Source organism: Bradyrhizobium murdochi, assembly GCF_000472965.1.
Taxonomy (GTDB): Bacteria; Pseudomonadota; Alphaproteobacteria; order Rhizobiales; family Xanthobacteraceae; genus Bradyrhizobium; species Bradyrhizobium murdochi.
This window is the reverse complement of record NZ_AXAU01000020.1, coordinates 60,404-85,758: the sequence shown is the minus strand read 5'-3', so window position 1 is coordinate 85,758 and position 25,355 is coordinate 60,404. Positions and strand designations below refer to the sequence as shown.

Genomic DNA, 25,355 nt, shown 5'->3' with positions numbered 1-25,355 from the left:
CTCTCATTGGAGAGGGCGGAAAAGAAAATGCAAACCTCGGGCAAACATGTCGCGAGAAGGCGAAACTATATCCACGTCATTGCGAGCGCAGCGAAGCAATCCATCTGTCCCCGAGCTGAGGCGTGGATTGCTTCGCTGCGCTCGCAACGACGCGGAGGGGCTGCAGCGTACCCTCTACTTAACCCGCGCTGAGCACTCCACCCTACACCGACAAATAATCCTTGATCGCCGGCAGAAAGAAGATCGCGATATTGATCGCGAAGCCGATGCTCCAGAGGATCGAGCGCAGCGTCGGGCGGTTGCCGAGATACGTGAAGACATAGGCGATCCGCACGATCACGAACAGAATCGCGAGTTCGTCGATCAGGCGCTGCGGCCCGAGCCGAAACTCCGCCAGCAGCACGGCGACTGCGAAGAACGGAAAGGCCTCGATGCCGTTTTGATGCGCGCCAAGGGCGCGGGCGCGGATCGGGTCCTGGTAGAAGGCGGGATCGCGCGGCTTGGCATTGTCGAAGCGGCCGTAGGCGGCCCATTTGACCGATGCGATCGTCAGCAAATACAGCAGCACCGTTCCGAAAACGCACCATTCGGCGATCGTCATGGTTCCTCCCCGCGCACGCGCGCCCAGCCGCCAGTTGCGAAGCGTAGCGAACCGGCGGTTATCTTGACAAGGATGGTGCAACGCGCGAAGCCATCGAAATCATGACCGAGGTCGTTCCCCCCAGAAATGCAACGGCGCCGGCAGCCCTGGAGCAACGCATCGGCGTGCTGCTGGTCAATCTCGGTACGCCCGATACCGCTGATGCCCGGGGGGTGCGGGTCTATCTGAAGGAATTCCTCTCCGACCCCCGCGTGATCGAGGATCAGGGCCTCGTCTGGAAAGCGATCCTCAACGGCATCATCCTGCGGGTGCGTCCGGCCAGAAAGGCGCGCGACTACCAGAAGATCTGGAACGCCGAGAGAGGCGAGTCCCCGCTCAAGACCATCACCCGGTCGCAGGCCGAAAAGCTCGCGGCGGCGATCGCCGACCGCGAGCACGTCGTGGTCGATTGGGCTATGCGCTACGGCAACCCGTCGATCCGCTCGCGGATCGATGCCCTTGCCGCGCAAGGCTGCGATCGCCTGCTGGTGGTGCCGCTCTATCCGCAGTATTCCGCGGCGACCTCGGCGACGGTCTGCGACGAGGTGTTTCGCGCGCTCGCCGACATGCGCGCGCAGCCGACGCTGCGGGTGAGCCCGCCTTATTATGACAATCCCGAGTATATCGAAGCGCTCGCCGTCTCGATGTCAGAACATCTGGCGGCTCTGCCATTCCAGCCCGAACTGATCGTGGCGTCGTTTCACGGCATGCCGCAGAAATATGTCGACAAGGGCGATCCCTATTACGCGCAGTGCGTTGCAACGACGGAAAGCTTGCGCAAGCGGTTGGGCCTTGATGCCGCCAAGCTGGTCCTGACATTTCAATCGCGCTTCGGCACCGACGAGTGGCTGCAGCCCTACACCGACAAGACCATCGAAAAATTGGCGAGAGATGGCGTGAAACGCATTGTGGTGGTGACGCCCGGCTTCTCCGCCGATTGCCTGGAGACGCTGGAGGAGATCGCGCAGGAGAACGCCGAGATTTTCAAGCACAATGGCGGCGAGCAATTCTCCGCAATTCCTTGCCTGAACGACAGCGAGCCCGGCATGGACGTGATCCGCCAACTCGTTTTGCGCGAGCTTCAAGGCTGGATTTAACCACCTCGACAACCAACTCGCCGTTCGGAGCCCAAGAACATCTGGTGGCCCGCAAACGATTCCCTAGCTATATAACCGTAAACTGAGAATAGCCGGCTGAACCGGGCCTACGCCGTTGCAGACAAATGAGAGATCGCGCCGGGCAACGCACCGTGCCGGCCTTGGAGGGATTTTATGAGTGGCTTCGACATTTTCGCGATTGCCCTTGTTCTACTTGTCATTGCCACATTGTTCGCGGGCGTCAAAACGGTGCCGCAGGGCTATGATTGGACCATCGAGCGGTTCGGCAAATACACCCGCACGCTGTCGCCGGGGTTGAATCTCATCATTCCCTATTTCGACCGAGTCGGCCGCAAGATGAACATGATGGAGCAGGTGATCAACATCCCCGAGCAGGAGGTGATCACCAAGGACAACGCCACCGTGACGGTGGATGGCGTCGCGTTCTTCCAGGTGTTCGATGCCGCGAAAGCGAGCTACGAGGTCGCCAATCTCGAGCAGGCCATCATCGTGTTGACCATGACCAACATCCGCTCGGTGATGGGCTCGATGGATCTCGACCAGGTGCTGTCGCATCGCGACGAGATCAACGAGCGGTTGCTGCGCGTGGTCGATGCGGCCGTCTCGCCATGGGGGCTCAAGGTCAACCGCATCGAGATCAAGGACATCGTGCCGCCGGCCGACCTGGTCGAGGCGATGGGCCGGCAGATGAAGGCCGAGCGCGTCAAGCGCGCCGACATTCTGCAGGCCGAGGGCCAGCGCCAGTCGGAAATTTTGCGCGCCGAGGGCGCCAAACAGGGTCAGATTTTGCAGGCCGAAGGCCGCCGCGAAGCCGCATTCCGCGACGCCGAAGCGCGCGAGCGCCTGGCGGAGGCGGAAGCCAAGGCGACGCAGATGGTCTCCGAATCGATCGCCAAGGGCGATGTCGCAGCGTTGAACTATTTTATCGCCGACAAGTACATCAAGGCGTTCGGACAGTTCGCGGACTCGCCGAACCAGAAGATCCTGATGATCCCGCTGGAAGCAACTAGCGTGCTATCCTCGCTCGCGGGCATCGGGGAGATCGCCAAGGCGACGTTTGGCGAGAGCGTAGCTTCCGCTGCGGCCGCCGCACGGCGGACATCGTCGGTGCCGAACGCTGGCCCGACCCCGCCGCCGGTCACGCCGCAGCGGTGAGACCTTGATCTGGAAGATCGATTAGAGGTTCGTGTCATGACCGACATATTTTCGACGTTAGGCACCTGGAATTGGCTGATCTTTGGCTTCGTCCTGATGGCGCTGGAATTGCTCGCGCCGGGGGTCTTCATGTTCTGGCTCGGGCTTGCGGCGCTATTGGTCGGGCTCGTGTCGTTTGCGATCAGCCCGTCCTGGCAGACGCAACTCCTGATGTTTGCCGTGTTCGCGGTTGCCGCGGTACCGGCATGGCGGCACTTTGCGCGCAGCGAGGGCAGCCGTAGCCTGAGCAACCCGTTTCTCAACAACCGGACCAAGGCGCTGATCGGCCGGGAATTTACGCTGGAAAAGCCGATCGTCGGCGGCACCGGCACCGTTCGGATCGACGACACGATCTGGCGCGTCGCGGGCCCTGACGCGCCGGCCGGCAGCCGGGTCAAGGTGGTGCAGGCCGATGGCGCCAGCCTGACGGTGGCGGCGGCTTAGCTTTCCATCATCTCCTTGCAGTATGCTACAAAAAGTGTAGCATTGCTACTGTATTAGTAGCAAGGGGGCTTGGCCGTGTCACAAACTATGCCGCGCATCGCGCCACTTGAGCCGCCTTATGCACCTGACATTGCCGAGCAGTTCGACCGCATCATGCGCGGCGCGCCGCCGCTCGTGCTGTTTCGCGTCATGGCGGGCAATGCCCGCGCCTGGGAGAAATTCCGCGCCGGCAGCCTGCTGGATCGCGGCCCGCTCAGTTTGCGGGAGCGCGAGATCGTCATCGACCGTACCTGCGCGCGAACGGGCTGCGAGTACGAATGGGGCGTGCATGTCACGACGTTCGCGGAAGCGGCGCATCTGACGGAAGAGCAGGTCCGCGCCACCGTGCTCGGCGCCGCCACCGACGCATGCTGGTCGCCGGGAGAGCAGGCCCTGATCGCCGCGGTCGATGCGCTGCACGAGCGCGCCACGCTTGATGACGCCGAATTCGCGGCGCTATCGGCGCATTACGACGAGGCGAAAATATTCGAGATCATCCTGCTGTGCGGATTCTACCGCACCGTCTCGTATCTCGCGAACGGACTGGCGCTGCCGCTGGAGGAGAACGCGGCAAGGTTTCCGCTCTGACCGTCATTCCGGGGCGATGCGAAGCATCGAACCCGGAATCTCGAGGTTCCGGGTTCACGCTTCGCGTGCCCGGGAACGACTGAGAGTTACGCCACACCCGCGCGCAGGAAATCGTGCAGGTGCACGATGCCGATCGGCTTATTGGCGTCGGTCACGATCAGCGTCGTGATCTTCGAGGAGTTGAGGATCTCCAGCGCCTCGCCGGCCAGCACGTCGCGGTCGATCGTTTTCGGATTCCTCGTCATCACCTCGTCGACGGTGGCCGACATGAGCCGCGGCCCCATGTCCATGTGCCGGCGCAGGTCGCCGTCGGTGACGATGCCGACGATGTGTCCGCGTGCGTCGACAATGCCGACACAGCCAAAGCCCTTGGACGTCATCTCGACCAGCGCCTCGGACATGCTGGTGCCGAGCGGCTTCAGCGGCACCGCCTCGCCGGTATGCATGAGGTCGCGGGTGTATTTCAGGAGCGCGCCGAGCTTGCCGCCGGGATGCAGCACGCTGAAATCGACCGAGGTAAAGCCGCGGCCTTCCAGCAATGCGATCGCCAGCGCGTCGCCGAGCGCAAGCATCATCAGGGAGGAGGTGGTCGGCGCGAGATTGTGCGGGCAGGCCTCACGCGCCTTCGGCAGCGTCAGCGCGATGCCGGCCGCCTTGGCGAGGGAAGATTCGCGCTCCGCCGTCATGGCGATCACGGGAATGCGGAAGCGCTTGGCATAGGTGATCAAATTCTTCATCTCCGGCTGCTCGCCGGACCACGATAGCGCCAGGATGACATCGTCTGGCGTGATCATGCCGAGGTCGCCATGGCTCGCTTCGGCCGCATGGACGAAGAAGGCGGGCGTGCCGGTGGAGGCGAAGGTCGCGGCGATCTTGCGGCCGATATGGCCCGACTTGCCGAGCCCGGTGACGATCAGCCGTCCCTTGGCGTTCCGGATCAGATCGACGGCGGCGACAAAGGGTGCGCGAAGGTCGGACTGCAGCGCCGCCGCGATCGCGGCGATGCCGCTGCCCTCGGCATCGAGCGTGCGCAGCGCCGATTGAACGGCGGCATCAGCGGGTTCGGAGCCGGATGATTGTACCATCAGCGGATTCGGATTGGCCATGTCTGTCCCAGGGAAGGAGGGGCTTCGCGCCCCGAACCCCTGCATAGCATGGGCCGTCCGGCGAAGCGACGCGGGCTGCCGCCCTCAACGGCTCATTAACCATAATTGTTTTAACTCCGTTAACGACGTGTTCCGCGGGCGTTCGGCGTTAGTCCACCAAGTATCTGTTTTTGTTGGGGTATATTTTTATCGTGAGGGCGGGGCCAGCATCGGGCCGGAACAGCCGCGCGCGCCTCTTCCGCGCAGCCTTGCCGTGCCTTGCGCTGATCGCCCTGACCGGGACCGCGGCGCGAGCGCAAACCCTCACGCCGGACCTGTTCAGCCCAAGGCGCACCAGCCAGATGCAGCCGTCGGATTCGCTGCTGCGCCGGACGGCGGCAGAGGTGAACGATCCCCTCAACAGCCCGAAGCTGCAGGAGAGCGACAAGCCGGCGCCGTCGCGGATAGGGCAGATTCCGAAATACGGTCTGCCGGCCGCGAGCGGTGCCGCCGACATCGGCTATGATTCGCTCAACCGCAAGCGCAAGAAGCCGAAATACTATCCGGGCCAGGCGAAGCCGAAGCCGCCGGTCGGGCCGGGTAGTCCGCTGCCGCCGATTGCGTCGAACACGCGGCTGCGGCTGTCGATTCCCCCATCGGAATCGGCGCACAAAACCCCGATCCCGCCGGCAATGGCAGGCACGGTCGTGGGACAGCCGCCGCGCAAGCGTCTCAGGATCGATGACGATCCGTTCGGCGCGGTCGGCGACTACGCCGGCAGCTTCCTGATCAAGTCCGCGGTCGAATTCTCGGGCGGCTACGATACCAATCCCGGCCGGCTCGCCCCCGCGCAAGGCAAGCCGTTCTATGTGATCGCGCCGGAATTATTAGTGGTCTCCGACTGGGAGCGTCATGCGTTGGTGGCCGATCTCCGCGGCTCCTTCACCGGCTACGGCAGCAATCTCACGCCGAACGCGGACGGCACGCCACTGTCGGCACCTCTCGATGTCGACCGGCCCAACTTCATCGGTCATGTCGACGGCCGGCTCGACGTCAGCCGCGACACGAGGCTGACCGCGCAGGGACGCTTGTTCGTCTCGACCGACAATCCCGGCAGCCCGAACGTGCAGGCCGGCCTCGCCGGATATCCGATCTTCACCACGCTGGGCACGACTATCGGCGTCGACCAGAGCTTCAACCGGCTGCAGGTTTCCGCCGGCGCCACCGTCGACCGCACCGACTACACCAATTCGAAGCTCACCGACGGCACGTCAACGACCAACGACGACCGCAATTTCAGCCAGTACGGCGGCGTCGGCCGCGTCAGCTATGATTTGAAGCCGGGCATAAAGCCGTTCGTGGAAGTGCAGGGCGACAGCCGCGTGCATGACGTCAGGCTCGATCGCAGCGGATTTGCGCGCGATTCGAGTGGCGGCTATGTCAAGGGCGGCTCCAGCTTCGAATTCTCGCGGCTATTGACCGGCGAAATCGCCGTCGGCTACGCCGCGCGCGACTATGTCGATCCGAGGCTCGATCGCCTGGAAGGCCTGCTCGTCTCGTCCTCGCTGGTCTGGACCGCAACGCCGCTGACGACGGCAAAATTCTATTCCGACACCACGATGACCGAGACCACGCTGCCAGGCACGTCGGGCGTGCTGACGCATGTCTACACCGTCGAAGTCGACCACGACTTCCGCCGCTGGCTGACCGCAATCGGCAAGTTCACCTGGGGCTCGCTCGACTATCAGGGCAATCCCAGGCGCGACAAGATCTACGCGGTGTCGGGCGAGGCCATCTACAAGATGAACCGCAACGTCTGGCTCAGGGGCACCCTGCGGCGGGACTGGCTGGATTCGAATCTAGTGGGGAATAGCACGGCGTCGACGGTGGTGATGCTGGGGGTGAGATTGCAGCATTGAGGGGCCACAAGGAAGCCGTCATACCCCGCGAAGGCGGGGTATCCAGTACGCTGCGGCCTATCGATTTACGACAAACGTCTCTGGGATACTGGATCGCCCGCCTTCGCGGGCGATGACAGCCGTGTGGAAGGGGGGACTACCTCGGCAGCGTCGTCGTCCCCATCAGATACTGGTCGATCGCCCGCGCGCACAGCCGGCCCTCACGGATTGCCCACACCACGAGCGATTGCCCGCGGCGCATGTCGCCGGCGGAGAAGACGTTCGGCAGCGAGGTCTTGTAGTCGGCCATGTTGGCGCGAACGTTGCCGCGCTGGTCGAGGTCGACGCCGAGCGTCTTCAGCATACCTTCGTGCACTGGGTGCACGAAGCCCATGGCGAGCAGCACGAGCTGCGCTTCGAGCTCGAATTCGGTGCCCGCAATCGGCTTGAACTTGTCGTCGACCTTCACGCAGTGCAGCTTTTGCACCTTGCCGTCGACGCCGGAGAATTTTTGCGTCAGCACCGCGTATTCGCGGATAGCCCCTTCGGCCTGACTCGACGACGTGCGCATCTTCAACGGCCAGTTCGGCCAGGTCACGCCCTTGTTCTCGTGCTCGGGCGGCGACGGCATGATCTCAAGTTGCGTGACGGACTTTGCGCCTTGCCGAAGCGAGGTGCCGATGCAGTCGGAGCCGGTGTCGCCACCGCCGATCACGACGACATGCTTGCCGCCGGCCAGGATATCCTTGACGTCGCCGAGCGGCTCGGAGGAGACGCGGCGGTTCTGCTGCGGCAGAAAATCCATCGCAAAATGGATGCCGTCGAGATCGCGGCCGGGGATCGGCAGATCGCGGCCAGCTTCGGCGCCGCCGGTCAAGGCTACTGCGTCATACTGGTTGAGCAGCTCGCGCGGATCGATCGCGCCTTGTAAAGTGCCGCCGATATGGACGCCGTAGTGGAACGTCACGCCCTCGGCCTCCATCTGCGCCACGCGGCGGTCGATGATGTGCTTTTCCATCTTGAAGTCGGGAATGCCGTAACGAAGCAATCCGCCGGCCTTGGCGAACTTCTCGTAGACATGGACATCATGGCCGGCGCGCGCGAGCTGCTGCGCGGCTGCAAGGCCGGCAGGGCCGGAGCCTACGATCGCGACCTTCTTGCCGGTCTTGGCGGGTGCGACTTCCGGCTTCAGCCAGCCATTGTCCCAGGCGCGGTCGACGATCGCGCATTCGATGGTCTTGATGGTGACCGGGTTGTCGTCGATGTTGAGCGTGCAGGACGCCTCGCACGGCGCCGGGCAGATGCGGCCGGTGAACTCCGGGAAATTATTGGTCGAGTGCAGGTTACGCGAGGCTTCTTCCCAGTTGCCCTGATAAACGAGGTCGTTGAAGTCAGGGATCTGGTTATTGACCGGGCAGCCCGGCGTGCCCGGCGCCACCGAGCCGGTGCCGTGGCAATAGGGGATGCCGCAATTCATGCAGCGCGCGGCCTGATCGCGGGTGTCCTTCTCGCTCAAGGGAATGACGAATTCGCGATAATGCTTCAACCGCTCGGCGACCGGCGCATACTTGCGTTCGTTCCGGTCGATCTCGAGAAAACCTGTGATCTTGCCCATTAAACCTGATGCCCCTGCATCTCTCGTTCGCATCTATCTGTTTCCGTCACCCTCCGTCACTGCGAGGAGCGTGAGCCGTGAAGCAATCCATGGTTCGGCTCGTGGCGCTATGGATTATTTCGCTGCGCTCGCAATGACGGGCTGGTGTAACTAAGCCCCGATCGCGATTTTCGGCTCGGCGTCGGCGTCCACCTTCAATTCCTTCAGCGCGCGGCGGTATTCCACCGGCATCACCTTGCGGAATTTCGGCAGCCAGCCTTTCCAGTTCGCGAGGATCTCGGCGGCCCGCTTCGAGCCGGTCAGCTTGGCATGGCGCGTGATCAGCACGTGCAGCCGCTCCACGTCGGAGTCGAGCAGGTTCTGGAACACGTCGACCCGGCCATGTGCTTCGAGATCGCCGGTGTGGTGATAGGTGTTCTGGTTGATCATCTCTTCCGAGAGCACCGGCTCCAGTTCGACCATCGCCATGTTGCAGAGCTTTGCGAAGTCGCCGGCCTCATCGAGTACATAGGCGATGCCGCCGGACATGCCGGCTGCGAAGTTGCGCCCGGTCTTGCCGAGCACCACGACGATGCCGCCGGTCATGTATTCGCAGCAATGATCGCCGGCGCCTTCGACGACCGCGATAGCGCCGGAGTTGCGCACCGCAAAGCGTTCGCCGGCGATGCCGCGGAAGTAGCATTCGCCCTCGATCGCGCCGTACATCACCGTATTGCCGACGATGATAGATTCTTCCGGCACGATGCCGGAATTCCGCGGCGGCTTGACGACGATGCGGCCGCCCGACAGACCCTTGCCGACGTAATCGTTGCCTTCGCCTTCGAGCTCGAAGGTGACGCCCTTGGCCAGCCACGCACCGAACGCCTGGCCGGCCGTGCCCTTCAGGCTGACATGAATGGTGTCATGCGGCAGCCCGGCATGGCCGTAGATCTTCGCCACGGCTCCGGACAGCATCGCGCCGGCGGAGCGGTCGGTGTTGTTGATCTCTTCCTCGATTTTCACCGGCGCACCGCGGTCGAGCGCGGCCTGCGCCTTCTCGATCAGGCGGCGGTCGAGCACCTTCTCCAGATGATGGTTCTGGGCTTCGGCGTGATAGATCTTCTGGTCCTTCTCTTCCTTCTGGCGGACGAAGAGTTTTGAGAAATCGAGTCCCTTGGCCTTCCAGTGCGCCACCAGCGTGGACTGGTCGAGCATCTGGGTCTGGCCGACCATTTCGTCGAACTTCCTGTAGCCGAGCTGCGCCATGATCTCGCGCACTTCCTCGGCGACGAAGAAGAAATAGTTGATGACGTGCTCGGGCTGGCCGGTGAAGCGCTTGCGCAGCACCGGATCCTGGGTCGCGACGCCGACCGGGCAGGTGTTGAGATGGCACTTGCGCATCATGATGCAGCCGGCCGCGATCAGCGGCGCAGTGGCAAATCCGAACTCGTCGGCGCCGAGAAGCGCGCCGATCACGACGTCGCGCCCGGTGCGGAAGCCGCCGTCAACCTGGACCACGATGCGGCTGCGCAGCCGCTCGCGCACCAGCGTCTGGTGGGTCTCGGCAAGGCCGATCTCCCACGGGCTGCCGGCATGCTTGATCGAGGTGAGAGGGGAGGCGCCGGTGCCGCCCTCGAAGCCCGCAATGGTGACGTGGTCGGCGCGCGCTTTCGCTACGCCTGCGGCCACCGTGCCGACGCCGATTTCGGAAACCAGCTTGACCGAGACCTGACCGTCCGGATTGACGTTCTTGAGGTCGTAGATGAGCTGCGCCAGATCCTCGATCGAATAGATGTCGTGATGCGGCGGCGGCGAGATCAGGCCGACGCCGGGGGTCGAATGCCGCACGCGCGCGATCGTCGCGTCGACCTTGTGGCCAGGCAATTGGCCGCCTTCACCGGGCTTGGCGCCCTGGGCCATCTTGATCTGCATCATGTCGGAGTTGACGAGATATTCCGTCGTCACGCCGAAGCGGCCCGAGGCGACCTGCTTGATCGCCGAGCGCATTGAATCGCCGTTCGGCATCGGCTTGAAGCGATCGGCCTCTTCGCCGCCTTCGCCGGTGTTCGACTTGCCGCCGATCCGGTTCATCGCGATCGCGAGCGTGGTGTGCGCCTCACGCGAGATCGAGCCGAAGCTCATCGCGCCCGTGGCGAAACGCTTGACGATTTCGGAGGCCGGCTCGACCTCGTCGAGCTTCACCGGCTTGCGCTTCTCGTCCTCGGCGGTCTTGATCCGGAACAGGCCGCGCAGCGTCAACAGCCGCTCCGATTGCTCGTTGAGGATTTTTGCGAACGCGCGATAGCGCTCCTGCGAGTTGCCACGCACGGCATGCTGCAGCGCTGAGACGGACTCGGCCGTCCAGGCGTGGTCCTCGCCGCGGGTGCGGTAGGCGTATTCGCCGCCGACATCGAGCGCGGTCTTGTAAACCTCTGCGTCTCCGAACGCATCCGTATGGCGCCGCACCGTTTCCTCGGCGATTTCGACCAGGCCCACGCCCTCGATGCGGGTGTGGGTGCCGGCAAAATACTTCGCGACGAAATCGGCCTTCAGCCCGACGGCGTCAAAAATCTGCGCGCCGCAATAGGACTGGTAGGTCGAGATGCCCATCTTGGACATCACCTTCAATAGGCCCTTGCCGATCGACTTGATGTAGCGCTTGACGATTTCATAGTCGTCGAGCGCGCCCGGCAGGCGGTCCTTCATCGCGATGATGGTTTCGAACGCCAGATACGGATTGATCGCCTCGGCGCCGTAGCCGGCCAGGCATGCGAAATGATGCACCTCGCGCGGCTCGCCGGATTCGACGACGATGCCGACCGAGGTGCGCAAGCCGGTGCGGATCAGATGATGATGCACGGCGGCGCAGGCGAGCAGCGAAGGGATCGGAATCCGGTCCGTCCCCGCCATGCGGTCGGACAGGATGATGATGTTGACGCCTTCGCGCACCGCGCCTTCGGCGCGCGCGCAGAGCTCATCGAGCACCTGCTCCATTCCCGCCGCGCCGAAGCCGGCATGGAAGGTGGTGTCGAGCGTGCGCGACTTGAAATGGGTGTCCGCGACGTCGGAGATCGAGCGGATCTTTTCCAGATCCGCATCGGTCAGGATCGGCTGGCGCACCTCGAGCCGCTTGGTCGAGGCCATGCCCTGCAGGTCGAACAGGTTCGGCCGCGGCCCGATGATCGAGACGAGGCTCATGACGAGCTCCTCGCGGATCGGGTCGATCGGCGGGTTGGTGACCTGCGCGAAATTCTGCTTGAAATAGGTGAACAGCGGCTTCGGCCGGTCCGACAGCGCCGAGATCGGTGTATCGTTGCCCATCGAGCCCGCGGCTTCCTCGCCGGTGGCCGCCATCGGCGTCATCAGGATGTTGATGTCTTCTTGGCTGTAGCCGAACGCCTGCTGCCGGTCGAGCAGCGGCAGGTTCGAACGCATGCCCTTGACGGGCGCATCGGGCAATTCCTCCAGCACGAGCTGGGTGCGATGCAGCCAGTCGCTGTAGGGATGGCTCTTGGCCAGCGTCGCCTTGATCTCGCTGTCGGGAATGAGGCGTCCTTGTTCGAGGTCGACCAAAAGCATCTTGCCGGGTTGCAGCCGCCACTTGGTGACGATCTCATCCTCCGGGATCTTCAGCACGCCCATTTCGGACGCCATCACGATGCGGTCGTCCTTCGTAACGAGATAGCGCGCGGGACGGAGCCCGTTGCGGTCGAGCGTGGCGCCGATCTGGCGGCCGTCGGTGAACGCGATCGCGGCAGGGCCGTCCCACGGCTCCATCAGGGCTGCGTGATATTCGTAGAAGGCGCGGCGCTGCTCATCCATCAGCGGATTGCCGGCCCACGCTTCCGGAATCATCATCATCACCGCGTGCGGCAGCGAGTAGCCGCCCTGCACCAGGAATTCGAGTGCGTTGTCGAAGCAGGCGGTGTCGCTCTGGCCTTCGTAGGAGATCGGCCAGAGACGGTTGATGTCCTTGCCGTACAGCTCCGAGTGAACGGAAGCCTGCCGCGCCGCCATCCAGTTGACGTTGCCGCGCAGCGTGTTGATTTCGCCGTTATGGGCGATCATCCGGTACGGATGCGCCAGCGACCAGGTCGGGAAGGTGTTGGTCGAGAAGCGCTGATGCACCAGCGCCAGCGCGCTCTCGAAATCCGCTTCGTGCAGATCGGGATAGTACTTGCCGAGCTGGTCGGCGAGGAACATGCCCTTATAGATCACGGTGCGGCATGACAGCGAGACCGGGTAATAGCCGGCGAGCCCGCGGTCGCGGCGCTGGTAGATCGCCTGCGAGATCGACTTGCGCAGGATGTAGAGCCTGCGCTCGAACTCGTCCTCGGTCTTCGCCGTGCCGTTGCGGCCGATGAAGACTTGCATGTGGTAGGGTTCGGTCGGCTTGACGGTTTCGCCGAGCGAAGCGTTGTCGGACGGCACATCGCGCCAGCCGAGCAGCACGAGGCCCTCTTCCTTGATCTGTTCGGCGATGATGCTCTGGATCACCTTTCGCCACGCCGTCTCCTTCGGCATGAACAGCGCGCCGATCGCGTAGTGGCCGGGCTCCGGCAGCTTGAAGCCGAGCTCGGCGGTCTTGCGCGAAAAGAACGCGTGCGGGATCTGCACCAGAATGCCGGCACCGTCGCCGGCGCGCGGATCAGCGCCGACCGCGCCGCGATGTTCGAGGTTGCAGAGAATGCTGATCGCGTCGGAGACGATCTGATGCGACTTGCGGCCCTTGATGTTGGCGATGAAGCCGACGCCGCAGGAATCCTTCTCCATGCCGAGGTCGTACAGGCCCTCGGCCGGCGGGCGCCAGTCGTGCTCACGCGCAATGTCGGCCGGTTTCGAAGCCGCGGTCGCCGACAGGGTTTCTGTCACGATGTTTTCGCGCTCGAATTCCGACCCGCTCATTTCATTCCTCTCAAAAAGGCTAAGGGCCTCACCGCATCGTCGGCGCACCTTGGACGCTTGCGGCACCCACCGGGCCACCGCTCGTCCACCGCGAGCCGCAATTTCTTAAATTCAGGCTTGGGCGTTCAACGTCCCTGAGGAACGGCCTTGCCTGCACTGCCCTGGAGCTCGTGTCGCCACGGTTTCGTTGCAATCCCTGTGCCGGGACGGCTCCGCAATTGAGACAGTGATACTGTCCTAACTTCGACCATGCCAAATTTTTCTTTATCACACAAGCGCGTGAAAGTCCTCGCCCGCATGCGGATCAGGGCTTGGTGGCCTGGGGGAAAAGCCGCCCGCTGGGGTTTGCGGCAGCGGCGCCCCGATCCGGCCCAAGGACCGCCGGATTTCGCAATGAAATTCGCCCTGGGCCGTCGGCGAGCGAGCAAAATGCTCCGGCTGCGGTCCGGAGGCTGCGGGGCTTACAGGAGCTTTCGGTGATGAAGTTGTTCACGGGATCTTTGGCGGCGGGACTGGTCCTTCTTGTGGGCGGCGCGCAGGCGCAGGTGCCCGGACCTTATGAGATCGGGCGCTCGCCATACAGGGCGGCATCGGATTTCGACGCCCCCTATGCGGTGGCGCCGCAACCGGTTCCCGAGCCGTATGACGAGCCCGGGCCGCGCTACGGAGCCGGGCCGCAGTATGGATACGCTCCGGGACTGTTGCCGTCGACGGAAGTCTATTCCGTGCTGCGTGATAACGGATTCTCGCCGCTTGGTATCCCGAGGCTGCGCGGCATCGTTTACACGATTACGGCGCTCGACCGCGGCGGCGAGGACGGCCGGCTGGTGATCGACGCACGCAACGGCCGGATCATCCGTTTCGTGCCGTCCTCCCGGATGGGCGACAATTTCTATGAGGAGCACAGCGCGCTTCCGGCAGCTACGGGGGCTCCGCCGCCGCAGGCCCATGCGCCGGCCACCCCGGCCAATGTCCAGGCCGCGCCGCGGCCGCAACGGCCGGCTTCCCAGGCGTCAAGCCGCGCGGTGCCGATGCCGAAGGGCAGTCCGATTGCCGCCAAACCTGCACCGGCGCCGGTCAAGCAGGCCGCAGCGCCTGCGCCGAAGCCGACCGAAGCTCAGGCCGCAGCATCGCCGGCGGTGACTGGTTCGGTCCCGGCCAAGCCCGCGCCGCAGATTGCGCCGACGCAGGCGATGCCTGACGTGCAGGGGCTGGAGTAGGCATCCCATCTACGGATCTTCAAAAACGCCCCGGTCTTTCCGGGGCGTTTTTCATTGCGATGAATTATTCGTGCTGTCCGGCGGCGGCCAGGATCAGGTCGGCGACCTTGTCGGCCTGAGAGACCAGCGACAGGTGGCCGGCCTCCAGTTCGACCGTCGTGGCATTCATCCGCTTGGCCAGAAACCGCTCGAGATCGGGATTGATGGTGTAGTCCTGCTTCGACACGGCGTACCAGCTCGGCTTGCTGCGCCAAGCGGCAGCGGTGGTGCGGCCGGTGAACAGGGATGCCGCGGTCGGCTCCTGCACGGCGTAGAGGACTTCAGCCGTCTTCCGGTCGACGCCATTGGCGAAATATTTCAGGAACGCGTCCTCGGACAATTGGGTGAAGCCGTCATGTTCCTGAACGCCCGCGCGCGCCGGCCCCGTTGGAAATTTCTGCGAGAGCGCGACGAAGTCCTCGCCCGCATCGGGCGCGCGCGCCGCGATATAGACCAGCCCCGTGACCTTCGGGTCGGTACCGACTTCACTGATGACAGTGCCACCCCAGGAATGCGCCACCAGCACGGTCGGACCGTCCTGTTGCGCCAGTGCGCGGCGTGTGGCGGCCACGGAATCTTCCAGCGAGGTCAGTGGATTCTGCACGGCAGTCACGTGAAGTCCCGCTGCCTGCAGCCGCGGAATGACCTTCGACCAGCTCGATCCGTCGGCCCAGGCGCCGTGCACCAGCACGACATTTTTCACCTTGACCGGTGCCGCGGCCTGCGCCGGCGTGGGGAGTGCGCCGAACAGGCTTGCAAACACACTGGCGGCGAGCGCCGCAACGATCTGTAACTTCGCCATCGATCTCTCCTGATTGGATATGTCTATTGAAGTGCTGGGTGCAAAGTGAGTACGTCGCCGAACTTCAAATGTTACGCGTCTAGGTGCCGCCGATACCGGGGGGCGCGCGGTCAAGTAGTCGTCGTCGAAGCGGACATCATTTAAATTCGCTGTTAATGAGCGCAGCCGGATTGCGCCGTCTTCTTGATGCGCGCACAAAAAAACGCCCCGGTTGCCCGGGGCGTTTTCGCGTTCAGCCAATACCGGCTGAACCTACCGCGTTACGCGGCGACGGAAGCGTCGACCACCTGCGGGGCCTGCGCGCCCGAATTGATCGGAATGCTGCGCGGCTTCTTGGCCTCGGGGATCTCGCGGACGAGATCGACGTGGAGCAGGCCGTTCTCGAGCGAGGCGTTCTTCACCTGCACGAAATCGGCAAGCTGGAAGACGCGCTCGAAGGCGCGCGCGGCGATGCCGCGGTAGAGCACTTCGGATTTATCCTTGCCGTTCTCGTTGGCGGTTTTCTCGCCCTTGATCGTCAGCGTGTTTTCCTTCGCGACGATCGAAAGCTCGCCCTGCGAGAAGCCGGAAACCGCAACGCTGATGCGATAGGCGTTCTCACCGGTGCGCTCGATATTGTAGGGCGGATAACCGGGGCTGCCGTCGGAGGTCACCTGATCGAGCAGGTTGAAGAAGCGATCGAAGCCGACGGTGGAACGATAAAACGGAGTGAGATCGTAGGTACGCATAGGATAGTCCTCCATTGAGCGACTGTTGCAATTAACCCGCCCGCCATCGGGCCGAGCTTTAGTCCCGTGCAGCCTCAGTTTTTTGGAACCTTGGGTTTGGTTCCGAAACACTGGTAGTGGCCTGCACAGAAGTGATATGGGAGGGGTGAAACGGCGTTCAAGAGGGCTGAAACAGGCCCTTTTTGCGCTCCCGCCTTGATTTTCAGCCCTTTTCACCTAGCCGGTTCCCGTCATGACGCTCGTCTCTATCCCCGCCAATCCGGTTCCGGAGGACGTCGTCTCGGGCACTATCAAGACGCCCGACGGTGCGGAACTGAGGTTCGCGCGCTGGGCGCCGCCGGCGGGCCGCAAGGGCACGGTCTGCGTCTTCACCGGGCGCAGCGAGCCGATCGAGAAATATTTCGAGACGGTGCGGGACCTGCGCGATCGCGGTTTTGCGGTGGCGATGATCGACTGGCGCGGCCAGGGGCATTCGTCGCGCCGGCTGCGCGACCCGCGCAAAGGCTATGTCCGCGACTTCTCCGATTTCGAAGTGGACGTCGAAACCTTCGTGCAGCAGGTGGTGCTGCCGGATTGTCCGCCGCCTTATTTCGCGCTGGCGCATTCGATGGGCGGCGCGGTCATGCTGCGGGTGGCGCATGCGGGAAAGCGCTGGTTCGACCGCATGGTGCTGTCGGCGCCGATGATCGACCTGCCGGGGCGCACGACGTCGTTTCCGACCCGGGCGCTGCTTCGGGTTATGCGGTTGATGGGGCAGGGCGGCCGCTACGTGCCCGGCGGCAGCGATGCGCTGACCGGCACGGAATCTTTCATCAACAACCCCTTCACCAGCGATCCCGTGCGCTACGCCCGCAACGCCGCGATCCTGGAAGAAGACCCGACGCTGGGCATCGGTTCGCCGACGGTGGCCTGGGCCGATACCGCGTTCAGGGCGATGCATACCTTTCGCGGCATGAACTACCCGTCCGAAATCCGCCAGCCGATCCTGATGCTGGCCGCCAGCAACGACACCATCGTTTCAACGGCGGCGATCGAGGAATTCGCCTATCACTTACGCGCCGGCTCGCATTTGGTGATCGCAGGCTCCAAGCACGAGATCCTGCAGGAGCAGGACCGCTACCGAGCACAATTCTGGGCGGCGTTCGATGCGTTCGTGCCGGGCACGCCGCTGTTCAAATAGTTGATTGCTGCGGCTTGAGCCGGTTCAATCGGACACGAGCCGCTTCGGCTATACTTCGGGTCTGGAGAATGCGATCATGATTCGTGGAAGCTGCCTGTGCGGCGCGGTCAGGTTCGAAGTCGACAAGGTGCGATCGATCACACACTGCCATTGCGCCAATTGCCGCAAGCTTACCGGCGCAGCATTCGCGACATATGCTCACGTCGAAGCGGACAAGTTTCGATTCACAGCAGGTGAGGACATGACCGTGCGCTATGAATCCGCGCCCGGCAGTTTCCGCCATCGTTGCAAGATCTGCGGCTGCCTGACGCCCGGCAAGGCAAGCTACCTGACGACGATCAGCATCCCGGCGGGTTTGTTGGACGACGATCCCAAGGTTCGGCCGCGCCTGCACGTATTTACGTCGTCCCGCGCGCCCTGGTGGACGATTCAGGACGACCTGCCCCAGCATGAAAAGTGGGTTCCTGGCTACGGGCCGAATCCGTAGCAATGCGTGGCTGGCCGCACCAACTGTGGCAATTATCTTCCAGCCGCCGGCTTCGGCAGTCGCGCCGTGATGCGCTCGGGCAAGCGCCTTTCCACGAACAGCGTCCTGACCTCGGCGACGCTGAGGTAGCGCGCCTCGCCTTCGCCCTTGCCGAGGATTTTCAACAGGACCGGCCATTCGCCCTTCATCAGGATCGGGAAGTACCAGCGCGCTGCATCGCCGTCGCGCTTGATATTGTCTGCCATGAAGGCCTCGATCTCCTTCGCCGTCAGCCCGATCTCGATGCCTCCGGCGGGATCTTTGCAGTCCTTGCCGAAGCTGGCGAGCCGGTCGATTTGGTCTCCATGGACCTTCGCGTCGGCATCGAGAATGCGTGAACCGCCGCCATGCTTGTCGAGCGGGCCGTTGCGCAGCTCGTCGAGCACGGCGCCAGACGTTGCGCTCTTGAATACGCGCAGCGGCCCGAGGCCGTTGGCAATGACGGCGACCATCCAGGCTTTCCGCCGCACCTCTTTTTGGGCCGAGCCGGTTTCGCCGCTTGCCAATCCGATCATTTCGGAGAGTTGCGAGAGCGGCACGACATGGCCGCCGACATAGCCGTTGGCGACCAATGCGCGCAGGAAGGGACAGGGATTATTGGGCGAAACGGGAAACTGCCCGGCAGGCGCAGCGCCCGGGGCGGTGGCAATGTGGCGGTCTGACATGGCTCAAATCCTCAAAGGCGCCGAATATGAAAAATGGCCTGTCACCGACGCGGAGCGGATGACCGTTTTGAAAAAGAAAATTCGGCGGCGCGCTACCTCAGGGTGTACGCAAGTCTTGGCGGAATTCGACGCCGTGTCAATCGACCAGCTTACACACGCTCAGGAATCTGCGGCGAGCTTTGGCGAGGATTCGACGAGCGTCAATTTGCTGAACGGGATGCCGGCCTTCAAAAGTCCGTCGCGGAAATGAGCGATGTCGGCCGGGACCTTCCAGTTAAAATTCCGCAAAAACCGCTCGACCGTCAGGGTCGGATAGTTGCCGAGCAGGACCTCAGTAGCGTTGGCTGCTTCGGCGGTTCGTCCCAACTGGGCAAGCGCCGCCGCGCGTACCGCCAGCGCCTGCAGATGATTGGGATTGGCGTATAGAGCCTCGCGCGCCCATGACAGTGAGGCATCGTATTGACCGAGCAGATAGTGGCTGAATGCGTTGAACGCCGCAAATTGGTATCGGGGATCGCTGTTACCGCGTTGCGCTGCCATCGTAAACAATTCGACGGCGGCCCGGTGTTCGCCGCTGTAGAGGTGACACGCGCCAAGCACGCCACGGGCGCCCATGTCGTAGGGGTTGAGCCCGACCGCACGCTTGGCGGCATCCATCGCCGCCTCGTAATGCCCCTCCAGCGCATGCAGATAGGCCAGAATCTGAAATGCAAAGGACGAACGGGGATCGAGCCGGACGCTGCTCTCCGCGAGACACATCGCGCTATCCCACACTTCGCGCGTGCCCTTGATCCACCCGAAATGGATGGCCTGGGTCTGAATGGTGGCGAGATAGGCGCGCGCGATCGAAAGCGTCGGATCGAGCGCGATGGCTTCCTTGAACAGCCCGATCGCGGTTTCGAAATCCGCTTTGGTCTGTAGGTAATAGTGCGACAGCCCCTTCAGGAAACGATCCCATGCGGTGATGTCATTCGACGAAGAGCGGGGCGGGGCGGACGCTTCCGCCCGGTAGATCTCGGCCGCGATCGCCGCCGACAGGCTCGTGGTGAGTTCGTCCTGCATCGCGAACAGGTCGCCCATATCGCGGTCGAACCGGCCGGTCCACAATTGCTCGCCGGTTTCGGGCGCGATCAACTCGGCGGTGACTCGGATCTTGTTGGCGGCGCGGCGCACCGAGCCCTGGATCAGGTAGGTGGCATCGATCTCGCGCGCGATCAGGCGCGTGCTCACGTTCTTGCCCTTGAACGAGAACGTCGAGTTCCGGCTCAGCACCCGATAGAACGATTGCAGCGATAACGCGTGGATCAGGTCCTCGGTCAGCCCGTCGGAAAAATACTCGTCCGCGCTTTCGCTCAAATTCGTGAACGGCAGCACGCCCACGATCGCGGTGCGGTACTGGGCAGGCAGGTTCGTGGCCGATGTCTCGGACGCGGCTTTACGGGCCGGGCCGCTGTCGACACCCCCGGGCTGCCAGGTCCAGACATGGATCGCCTCTTCGATGTTCTTGAACCGGTAGGGACCAGCATCGACGAATGTGACGCTGAGGCGCTTGCCGGCCTCATGACAGGCCTTGCCCGAAACCGCCACGCCGCCGGGGGCGGCAACCGATTCGAGGCGGACGGCAATATTGACGTCGTCGCCGAACACCTCGTCCTCATCGGCCATCACGTCGCCCATGTGGATGCCCATGCGAAACTGCATCGCGCGATCGGCGGGCAGGTGCTCGTTGCGTTCCGCCATCACCATCTGCATCGCGACCGCGGCCTCGATGGCGCCGACGATAGAGGGAAATTCGAGGAGGAAGCCGTCGCCGGTGTTCTTCACCAGGCGGCCGCCGTGATTGAGGATGATCGGATAGATCGCGCTTCGGTGGGCCTTGAACGTGGCATGCGTCCCCGCCTCGTCGGCTCCCATCATTCGGGAGTAGCCGGCGACGTCAGCGCAGACGATGGCTGCCAGGCGTCTTTCCATATCCCCACTATATCCCCAATGACACCCGAGCGGGCAGGATAACCACTACGCGGTCAGCCAACCAATTCCAATGTTTATAAAATATGCGCAATCTGGTGGAAGCCCGATTTCCTCATGATAGTACTGCAATCCCTAAGGGATTGGCATGTGCGCAATAGGGCTGCTGGGCCAAGGAACCATCAAATGATAGAGATGCTTGGCATTCACCAACTCTGGCTATTCATCCTCTCGGGCCTGCTGCTCAATATCACGCCGGGGCCGGACACGGCCTACATTATCGGCCGCAGCATCCAGTTCGGATGGCGCGGCGGGGCGGCGGCCGCGACCGGGATCAGTGCCGGCTGCCTCGTTCACGTGTTCGGTGCCGCCATCGGCCTCTCGGCGCTGTTGATGGCGTCATCTGCCGCCTTTGCGGTCGTGAAATGGGTCGGCGCCGCCTATCTGCTGTTTACGGGTGTCCAGATGCTACTGTCGCGTTCGCGCCCGCTGGCGGAGGCGGGAGTGGCAGGCAATGGCCCGGCAGGTAGCGAGACTTCGCTTGCCCGCGTGTTCTGGCAGGGCGCCCTGACCAATGTGCTCAATCCGAAGGTGGCGCTGTTCTTTCTGGCGTTTCTGCCGCAATTCGTGGCGGCGGAGTCAGCCCACAAGACGCTGGCCTTCCTGGTGCTCGGCCTGATCTTCATCACCAGCGGCACGTTGTGGTGCTTTTGCATCGCCGCCTTCGCAGCCCGGGCCGCGGGCCGTATCCGGCAATCGGCCGGCGCGGTAGCCTGGATCAACCGCGCGCTCGGCGGGCTGTTCGTCTATCTCGGTATCCGCGTGGCGATGCTGGAGGCGCGCTGATGCTTCAGCCGTGGATTTTCACGAAGGCGCTGCCGGCAAGATAGAGACCGAGCAAGATCATGGCGATCAGGAACCAGCGGCGGAAAACGTCCGGCTGCATGCGATTGCGCACCGCCTGTCCGATGAACATGCCGGTAAAGGACGCCACCATCGCGACTGCGCCGGGCAGAGCGGTTGCCGCCGTCAGCAGGCCCGCGGTGGTGAGATTGAAGGCGAGCGCCACCGTGGCGACGGTAAAGAACACACCGAGCGCCTGCACCAGTTCGTCCTTCTCCATCCCGATCGCCTGCAGATAAGGCATCGATGGAATCACTTGAACGCCGGTCGCGGCCGACACCACGCCGGTGATCAGGCCGACGATGCCGCCGATCCATTTCTCGTCGCGGCGCGTGACCTTGAAGTGGAGCTGGCTGAGACCGAGGATGGCGTAGATCACCAGCAGCGTGCCGAGAACGACGGTGCCATAGGGCGCGTAGGGGCCGGTCAACAGTCCCGCGTTCAGCCAGATGCCGGCGACAGTCCCGGCCATCAGCGGCCACAGCCGCCGCATGATGTCGCGCAAATACGGGCCGCTGAAGGTTTGCCAGATGTTGGTGACGATCGCCGGCACGATCACGATCGCAATCGCTTGCGCCGGCGGCATCGTCACCGCGAGCAGGCCCATCGATACCGTCGGCAGGCCGAGCCCGATCACGCCCTTGATGAAGCCGGCCAGCAGGAACGCCGCCGCGATGAGAATGAGCAAGGAATCGAACATGGGCGGACATTGACCTATCGGCGTATCAGGCACAATCTGGAGATTACGGAGACAGCCTTCGGCTGCGCCGAAGGCTGATATTCTCCGTCATTGCGAGCGCAGCGAAGCAATCCATTCTTTCTTAGCGCCGCGAGATGGATTGCTTCGTCGCTTCGCTCCTCGCAATGACGGGCTCCACAGGGAATCCCCATGCGTTTCGATTTGGTCGACCTTCAGCTCTTCGTCGCCGTGGCCGAGACCCGCAGCATCACCAATGGCGCGCAGCGGGTCCATCTCGCGCTGGCGTCGGCGAGTGAGCGGATCAAGGGCCTGGAAGAAGCGCTCGGCGTTTCGCTGCTCGCGCGCGGCCGCCGCGGCGTCGAGTTGACGCCGGCCGGCGAAAGCCTGCTCGACCATGCCAGGATCGTGCTCCACAACATCGAGACCATGCGCGGCGATCTCGCCGACTTTGCCCGCGGCATGAAGGCCACCGTCCGTTTCCTCGCCAACACGTCGGGGCTTTCGGAATATCTGCCGAAGACATTGGCGGCCTTTCTGACTGCAAATCCGAACATTTCAATCGACGTCGAGGAACGCGAAAGCAGCGACATTGCCCGCGCCATCGTCATCGGTGCCGCCGATCTCGGGCTTGCTGCCGAACACGCGCTTGCAGACAATATCGAGCGGATGCCGTTCAGCGAGGATCGGCTGGTGCTGGTTGCCGCGCGCAACGACGAACTGGCTAATCGGCGGCAGGTCGATTTCGCCGAAGTGGTGGAGCGCGATTTCGTCGGCTTGATCAGCTCGATCGCACTCCACGCCCATGTCAGCGGGCATGCGGCGCGGCTCGGCGCGCGGCTGCGCTTTCGTGCGCGGCTGAACAGTTTCGATGCGATTGGTCAGATGGTCGCCGCCGGCATCGGCATTGGCGTGATGCCTGAAGTCGCGGCAAAGCGATGCGCGCGATCGATGAAGATCAATGTCATCAGGATCAGGGATTCCTGGGCCAACCGGCGGCTCGTGATCTGCGCGCGGAGCTTTCGGGCGCTGCCCAAGCCCGCGCAGCAATTGGCCGAGCATTTGCGCAAATCTGCGCCACGTTGAACATGCGATGGAGCGCGAATGCTGAAAGTCTGGGGGGCCCGGCGTTACTTGCCGATGGCGAGGCCGGCAGCCTTGATGACGCGCGCCCATTTTTGGGCCTCGGTTCCGATGTAGTCGCGAAAATGCCCCGGCGTGTTGCCGGCGACTGTCAGGCCTTGATCTGCAAGCTTCTGCTTCACCTGCGGATCGTTCATCGCCTCGTTGGCGACACGGTTCAGGGTGGCGACAACAGCCTCGGGCACACCGGCCGGCGCGATCATGCCGTACCAGTTTTCGATCAGGAGATCCGGCATGCCGACTTCCGCGGTGGTCGGCACGTCGGGTGAGGTGGGCGCACGTTTCGGAGCGCCAAGGGCAATCGGACGCAGACTGCCAGCCTTGATATGCGGCAGCAGCACCGGCAGATCGAGGAACGCCATCTGCACCTGCTGGCCGAGCAGATCGTTGATGGCGGGTGCAGCGCCCCGATAGGGCACGTGCACGATGTCAATTCCGGCCGTCTGCTTGAGCAGTTCACCGGCAAGGTGCGGCATGCCGCCGACACCGGCGGAAGCAAAATTGAGTTTCCCGGGCTGTGCCTTGGCGAGCGCGATCAGTTCCTTCATGTCGCCGGCGGGCACGTTGCTGGCGACGACCAGCATCTCCGGCACTGTCGTGACCAGCGTGACCGGCGCAAAATCCTTCGCCACGTCGTAGGGCACCTTTTCCATCGCCGGGTTGATGACCAGCGCGCTCGCGCTCACGATTCCGATCGTGTAGCCGTCGGGGGCTGCCTTCGCGATCGCATCGGTGCCGAGCACGCCGGCCTGGCCGCCGCGATTGTCGATCACGACCGGCTGCTTTGTGATTTCCGACATGCGCTGGCCGACCAGCCGCGCGATGATGTCGTTGGGACCGCCGGCCGGGAACGGCACGATCAGCTTGATCGGTTTGCTGGGGAAATCCTGCGCCGAGGCTAGCGCCGGCAATAAGAGCAGCATCAGTCCAGCAAGCAGCTTGCTCAGCGGTCTCATGAGTGCTCCCCCGATCCCGCATCTAACGTGCGTGTTCGGGGCATCGTACGCGATGAAGCGCTCAATACAAGGTCCCGTCGATTGCAGCGGGAGCAAAGCAGCAGTTCGTCGGTACGCGCGTCTTACCAAACGCTGGGTGTAGCCGTCTCTAGCAATTCAGCAATTTCAGCGTGGCCTCATGGACGCGGGCGTCGCCGGCGGCGACGATGCGGCCGCCGCGCTGGGCCGGTCCGCCCTCCCAATTGGTGACGATGCCGCCGGCGCCGGTGACGATCGGGATCAATGCCGCGATGTCGTAGGGCTTGAGTTCGGTTTCGACCACGAGGTCGAGATGGCCGGCCGCCAGCATGCAGTAGGAATAGCAGTCGCCGCCATAGCGCGACAGCCTCACCGCATTTTCGACCCGGCCGAAGATCTCGCGGTCGGCGGCGTTCATCAGCAGTGGACTGGTGGTGAAGGAGGTCGCCTCCTTCAGCGACGCGCAGCGGCGCACTGTGAGCCGGCGCTCGCCGGATGGCCCGGAATAGTGCGCCGAGCCGCTATCGCCGGAAAAGCGCTCGCCGATATAGGGCTGGTGCATCATGCCGAACACCGGCGTGCCCTTGTGCAAGAGCGCGATCAGGGTGCCCCAGATCGGAAATCCTGCGATGAAGGATTTGGTGCCGTCGATGGGATCGAGCACCCAGACATAATCGGCATCCTCGTGCTCGTTGCCGAATTCCTCGCCGACGATGCCGTGTTGAGGGAAATTGGCCTTGATCAGGCGGCGCATGACGGCCTCGGCGGCGCGATCGGCCTCGGTGACCGGATCGAAATCGCTGGCGCTCTTGTTGTCGATGGAAAGTGAGGTCCGGAAGAACGGCAGGATGGTCTCGCCCGAAGCGGTAGCAAGACGCCCGATAAAGGCTGTAAAATCGATGACCGTCACGGCTTTCCCTTACCGCACTAGATATGCCGTCTCTTGCCCATAGCGTTTTCGAGCGAAGTGGATACCGGTTCGCGTGAAGAAAACGCGTCAAAACT

General features: G+C 63.4%; 20 protein-coding genes and 1 pseudogene. 10 read left to right on the top strand and 11 right to left on the bottom strand.

Annotated features, from left to right (window positions below; translation table 11 throughout):
* Positions 1-202: 202 nt before the first annotated feature.
* Positions 203-601, bottom strand: a complete 399-nt coding sequence (locus YUO_RS0129330) for an MAPEG family protein (RefSeq protein WP_028350473.1) — start codon at positions 599-601, stop codon at positions 203-205.
* Between the two features lie 101 nt (positions 602-702).
* On the opposite strand from YUO_RS0129330, the gene hemH reads away from it, so the two are divergent.
* From hemH to YUO_RS0129310, 4 genes are all read left to right on the top strand, one after another.
* Positions 703-1,737: a ferrochelatase gene (gene hemH / locus YUO_RS0129325; protein ID WP_028350472.1), complete on the top strand. Its 1,035-nt coding sequence runs from the start codon at positions 703-705 to the stop codon at positions 1,735-1,737.
* Positions 1,738-1,911: 174 nt separating this feature from the next.
* On the top strand, positions 1,912-2,913 hold the full coding sequence (locus YUO_RS0129320; RefSeq protein WP_028350471.1) for an SPFH domain-containing protein: 1,002 nt from the start codon (positions 1,912-1,914) through the stop codon (positions 2,911-2,913).
* A gap of 36 nt (positions 2,914-2,949) precedes the next feature.
* On the top strand, positions 2,950-3,396 hold the full coding sequence (locus YUO_RS0129315; RefSeq protein WP_028350470.1) for an NfeD family protein: 447 nt from the start codon (positions 2,950-2,952) through the stop codon (positions 3,394-3,396).
* Between the two features lie 75 nt (positions 3,397-3,471).
* Positions 3,472-4,023, top strand: coding sequence for a carboxymuconolactone decarboxylase family protein (locus tag YUO_RS0129310; protein WP_028350469.1), 552 nt, complete (start codon positions 3,472-3,474; stop codon positions 4,021-4,023).
* Positions 4,024-4,109: 86 nt separating this feature from the next.
* Here the strand turns inward: YUO_RS0129310 and YUO_RS0129305 are convergent, their stop codons facing one another.
* Positions 4,110-5,129: a KpsF/GutQ family sugar-phosphate isomerase gene (locus YUO_RS0129305; protein ID WP_028350468.1), complete on the bottom strand. Its 1,020-nt coding sequence runs from the start codon at positions 5,127-5,129 to the stop codon at positions 4,110-4,112.
* Between the two features lie 191 nt (positions 5,130-5,320).
* Here YUO_RS0129305 and YUO_RS0129300 point away from each other — a divergent pair, with 191 nt between their 5' ends.
* Positions 5,321-7,027, top strand: coding sequence for an outer membrane beta-barrel protein (locus YUO_RS0129300; RefSeq protein WP_028350467.1), 1,707 nt, complete (start codon positions 5,321-5,323; stop codon positions 7,025-7,027).
* Between the two features lie 136 nt (positions 7,028-7,163).
* On the opposite strand, the gene YUO_RS0129295 is transcribed toward YUO_RS0129300, so the two are convergent.
* Positions 7,164-8,621, bottom strand: a complete 1,458-nt coding sequence (locus tag YUO_RS0129295; protein ID WP_028350466.1) for a glutamate synthase subunit beta — start codon at positions 8,619-8,621, stop codon at positions 7,164-7,166.
* Positions 8,622-8,771: 150 nt separating this feature from the next.
* Positions 8,772-13,505: a glutamate synthase large subunit gene (gene gltB / locus YUO_RS0129290; protein ID WP_028350465.1), complete on the bottom strand. Its 4,734-nt coding sequence runs from the start codon at positions 13,503-13,505 to the stop codon at positions 8,772-8,774.
* A 479-nt stretch (positions 13,506-13,984) separates the two neighbouring features.
* Between gltB and YUO_RS0129285 the strand changes: the two genes are divergently transcribed.
* Positions 13,985-14,725 (top strand): hypothetical protein, encoded by a 741-nt coding sequence (locus tag YUO_RS0129285; RefSeq protein ID WP_028350464.1) that lies wholly within the window; start codon positions 13,985-13,987, stop codon positions 14,723-14,725.
* A 64-nt stretch (positions 14,726-14,789) separates the two neighbouring features.
* On the opposite strand, the gene YUO_RS0129280 is transcribed toward YUO_RS0129285, so the two are convergent.
* Positions 14,790-15,566: an alpha/beta fold hydrolase gene (locus YUO_RS0129280; RefSeq protein ID WP_035727910.1), complete on the bottom strand. Its 777-nt coding sequence runs from the start codon at positions 15,564-15,566 to the stop codon at positions 14,790-14,792.
* Positions 15,567-15,826: 260 nt separating this feature from the next.
* Positions 15,827-16,294, bottom strand: a complete 468-nt coding sequence (locus YUO_RS0129275; RefSeq protein ID WP_028350462.1) for an Hsp20 family protein — start codon at positions 16,292-16,294, stop codon at positions 15,827-15,829.
* Positions 16,295-16,526: 232 nt separating this feature from the next.
* Here YUO_RS0129275 and YUO_RS0129270 point away from each other — a divergent pair, with 232 nt between their 5' ends.
* Positions 16,527-17,474 carry an alpha/beta fold hydrolase gene (locus YUO_RS0129270; RefSeq protein ID WP_028350461.1) on the top strand — a complete coding sequence of 316 codons (948 nt, stop codon included), beginning with the start codon at positions 16,527-16,529 and terminating at the stop codon, positions 17,472-17,474.
* A 4-nt stretch (positions 17,475-17,478) separates the two neighbouring features.
* The gene (locus tag YUO_RS0129265; protein WP_235782857.1) at positions 17,479-17,961 is read left to right on the top strand and encodes a GFA family protein; all 483 of its coding nucleotides are present in this window, start codon (positions 17,479-17,481) and stop codon (positions 17,959-17,961) included.
* 44 nt (positions 17,962-18,005) lie between these two features.
* Here YUO_RS0129265 and YUO_RS0129260 read toward each other — a convergent pair.
* Positions 18,006-18,665, bottom strand: a pseudogene (locus tag YUO_RS0129260) (di-heme-cytochrome C peroxidase); the annotation flags it as partial.
* 159 nt (positions 18,666-18,824) lie between these two features.
* Positions 18,825-20,636 carry an adenylate/guanylate cyclase domain-containing protein gene (locus tag YUO_RS0129255; RefSeq protein WP_028350458.1) on the bottom strand — a complete coding sequence of 604 codons (1,812 nt, stop codon included), beginning with the start codon at positions 20,634-20,636 and terminating at the stop codon, positions 18,825-18,827.
* A 192-nt stretch (positions 20,637-20,828) separates the two neighbouring features.
* Between YUO_RS0129255 and YUO_RS0129250 the strand changes: the two genes are divergently transcribed.
* A complete protein-coding gene (locus tag YUO_RS0129250) occupies positions 20,829-21,479 on the top strand; it encodes a LysE family translocator (RefSeq protein ID WP_028350457.1) in 651 nt (216 codons plus the stop codon).
* 4 nt (positions 21,480-21,483) lie between these two features.
* Here YUO_RS0129250 and YUO_RS0129245 read toward each other — a convergent pair whose 3' ends face one another.
* Positions 21,484-22,236 carry a sulfite exporter TauE/SafE family protein gene (locus YUO_RS0129245; RefSeq protein WP_028350456.1) on the bottom strand — a complete coding sequence of 251 codons (753 nt, stop codon included), beginning with the start codon at positions 22,234-22,236 and terminating at the stop codon, positions 21,484-21,486.
* Positions 22,237-22,425: 189 nt separating this feature from the next.
* On the opposite strand from YUO_RS0129245, the gene YUO_RS0129240 reads away from it, so the two are divergent.
* On the top strand, positions 22,426-23,319 hold the full coding sequence (locus tag YUO_RS0129240; RefSeq protein ID WP_028350455.1) for a LysR family transcriptional regulator: 894 nt from the start codon (positions 22,426-22,428) through the stop codon (positions 23,317-23,319).
* 44 nt (positions 23,320-23,363) lie between these two features.
* On the opposite strand, the gene YUO_RS0129235 is transcribed toward YUO_RS0129240, so the two are convergent.
* Together YUO_RS0129235 and hisN are read right to left on the bottom strand one after the other, a co-directional pair.
* Positions 23,364-24,332, bottom strand: a complete 969-nt coding sequence (locus YUO_RS0129235; protein WP_028350454.1) for a Bug family tripartite tricarboxylate transporter substrate binding protein — start codon at positions 24,330-24,332, stop codon at positions 23,364-23,366.
* A 148-nt stretch (positions 24,333-24,480) separates the two neighbouring features.
* Positions 24,481-25,260: a histidinol-phosphatase gene (gene hisN, locus YUO_RS0129230; protein ID WP_028350453.1), complete on the bottom strand. Its 780-nt coding sequence runs from the start codon at positions 25,258-25,260 to the stop codon at positions 24,481-24,483.
* Between the last annotated feature and the right edge of the window lie 95 nt (positions 25,261-25,355).

Coding starts and splice junctions, on each gene's coding strand:
- YUO_RS0129330 (WP_028350473.1), bottom strand. CDS start 601: ATGACGATCGCCGAATGGTGCGTTTTCGGAACGGTGCTGCTGTATTTG.
- hemH (WP_028350472.1), top strand. CDS start 703: ATGACCGAGGTCGTTCCCCCCAGAAATGCAACGGCGCCGGCAGCCCTG.
- YUO_RS0129320 (WP_028350471.1), top strand. CDS start 1,912: ATGAGTGGCTTCGACATTTTCGCGATTGCCCTTGTTCTACTTGTCATT.
- YUO_RS0129315 (WP_028350470.1), top strand. CDS start 2,950: ATGACCGACATATTTTCGACGTTAGGCACCTGGAATTGGCTGATCTTT.
- YUO_RS0129305 (WP_028350468.1), bottom strand. CDS start 5,129: ATGGCCAATCCGAATCCGCTGATGGTACAATCATCCGGCTCCGAACCC.
- YUO_RS0129295 (WP_028350466.1), bottom strand. CDS start 8,621: ATGGGCAAGATCACAGGTTTTCTCGAGATCGACCGGAACGAACGCAAG.
- gltB (WP_028350465.1), bottom strand. CDS start 13,505: ATGAGCGGGTCGGAATTCGAGCGCGAAAACATCGTGACAGAAACCCTG.
- YUO_RS0129285 (WP_028350464.1), top strand. CDS start 13,985: ATGAAGTTGTTCACGGGATCTTTGGCGGCGGGACTGGTCCTTCTTGTG.
- YUO_RS0129280 (WP_035727910.1), bottom strand. CDS start 15,566: ATGGCGAAGTTACAGATCGTTGCGGCGCTCGCCGCCAGTGTGTTTGCA.
- YUO_RS0129275 (WP_028350462.1), bottom strand. CDS start 16,294: ATGCGTACCTACGATCTCACTCCGTTTTATCGTTCCACCGTCGGCTTC.
- YUO_RS0129270 (WP_028350461.1), top strand. CDS start 16,527: ATGACGCTCGTCTCTATCCCCGCCAATCCGGTTCCGGAGGACGTCGTC.
- YUO_RS0129255 (WP_028350458.1), bottom strand. CDS start 20,636: ATGGAAAGACGCCTGGCAGCCATCGTCTGCGCTGACGTCGCCGGCTAC.
- YUO_RS0129250 (WP_028350457.1), top strand. CDS start 20,829: ATGCTTGGCATTCACCAACTCTGGCTATTCATCCTCTCGGGCCTGCTG.
- YUO_RS0129245 (WP_028350456.1), bottom strand. CDS start 22,236: ATGTTCGATTCCTTGCTCATTCTCATCGCGGCGGCGTTCCTGCTGGCC.
- YUO_RS0129240 (WP_028350455.1), top strand. CDS start 22,426: ATGCGTTTCGATTTGGTCGACCTTCAGCTCTTCGTCGCCGTGGCCGAG.
- YUO_RS0129235 (WP_028350454.1), bottom strand. CDS start 24,332: ATGAGACCGCTGAGCAAGCTGCTTGCTGGACTGATGCTGCTCTTATTG.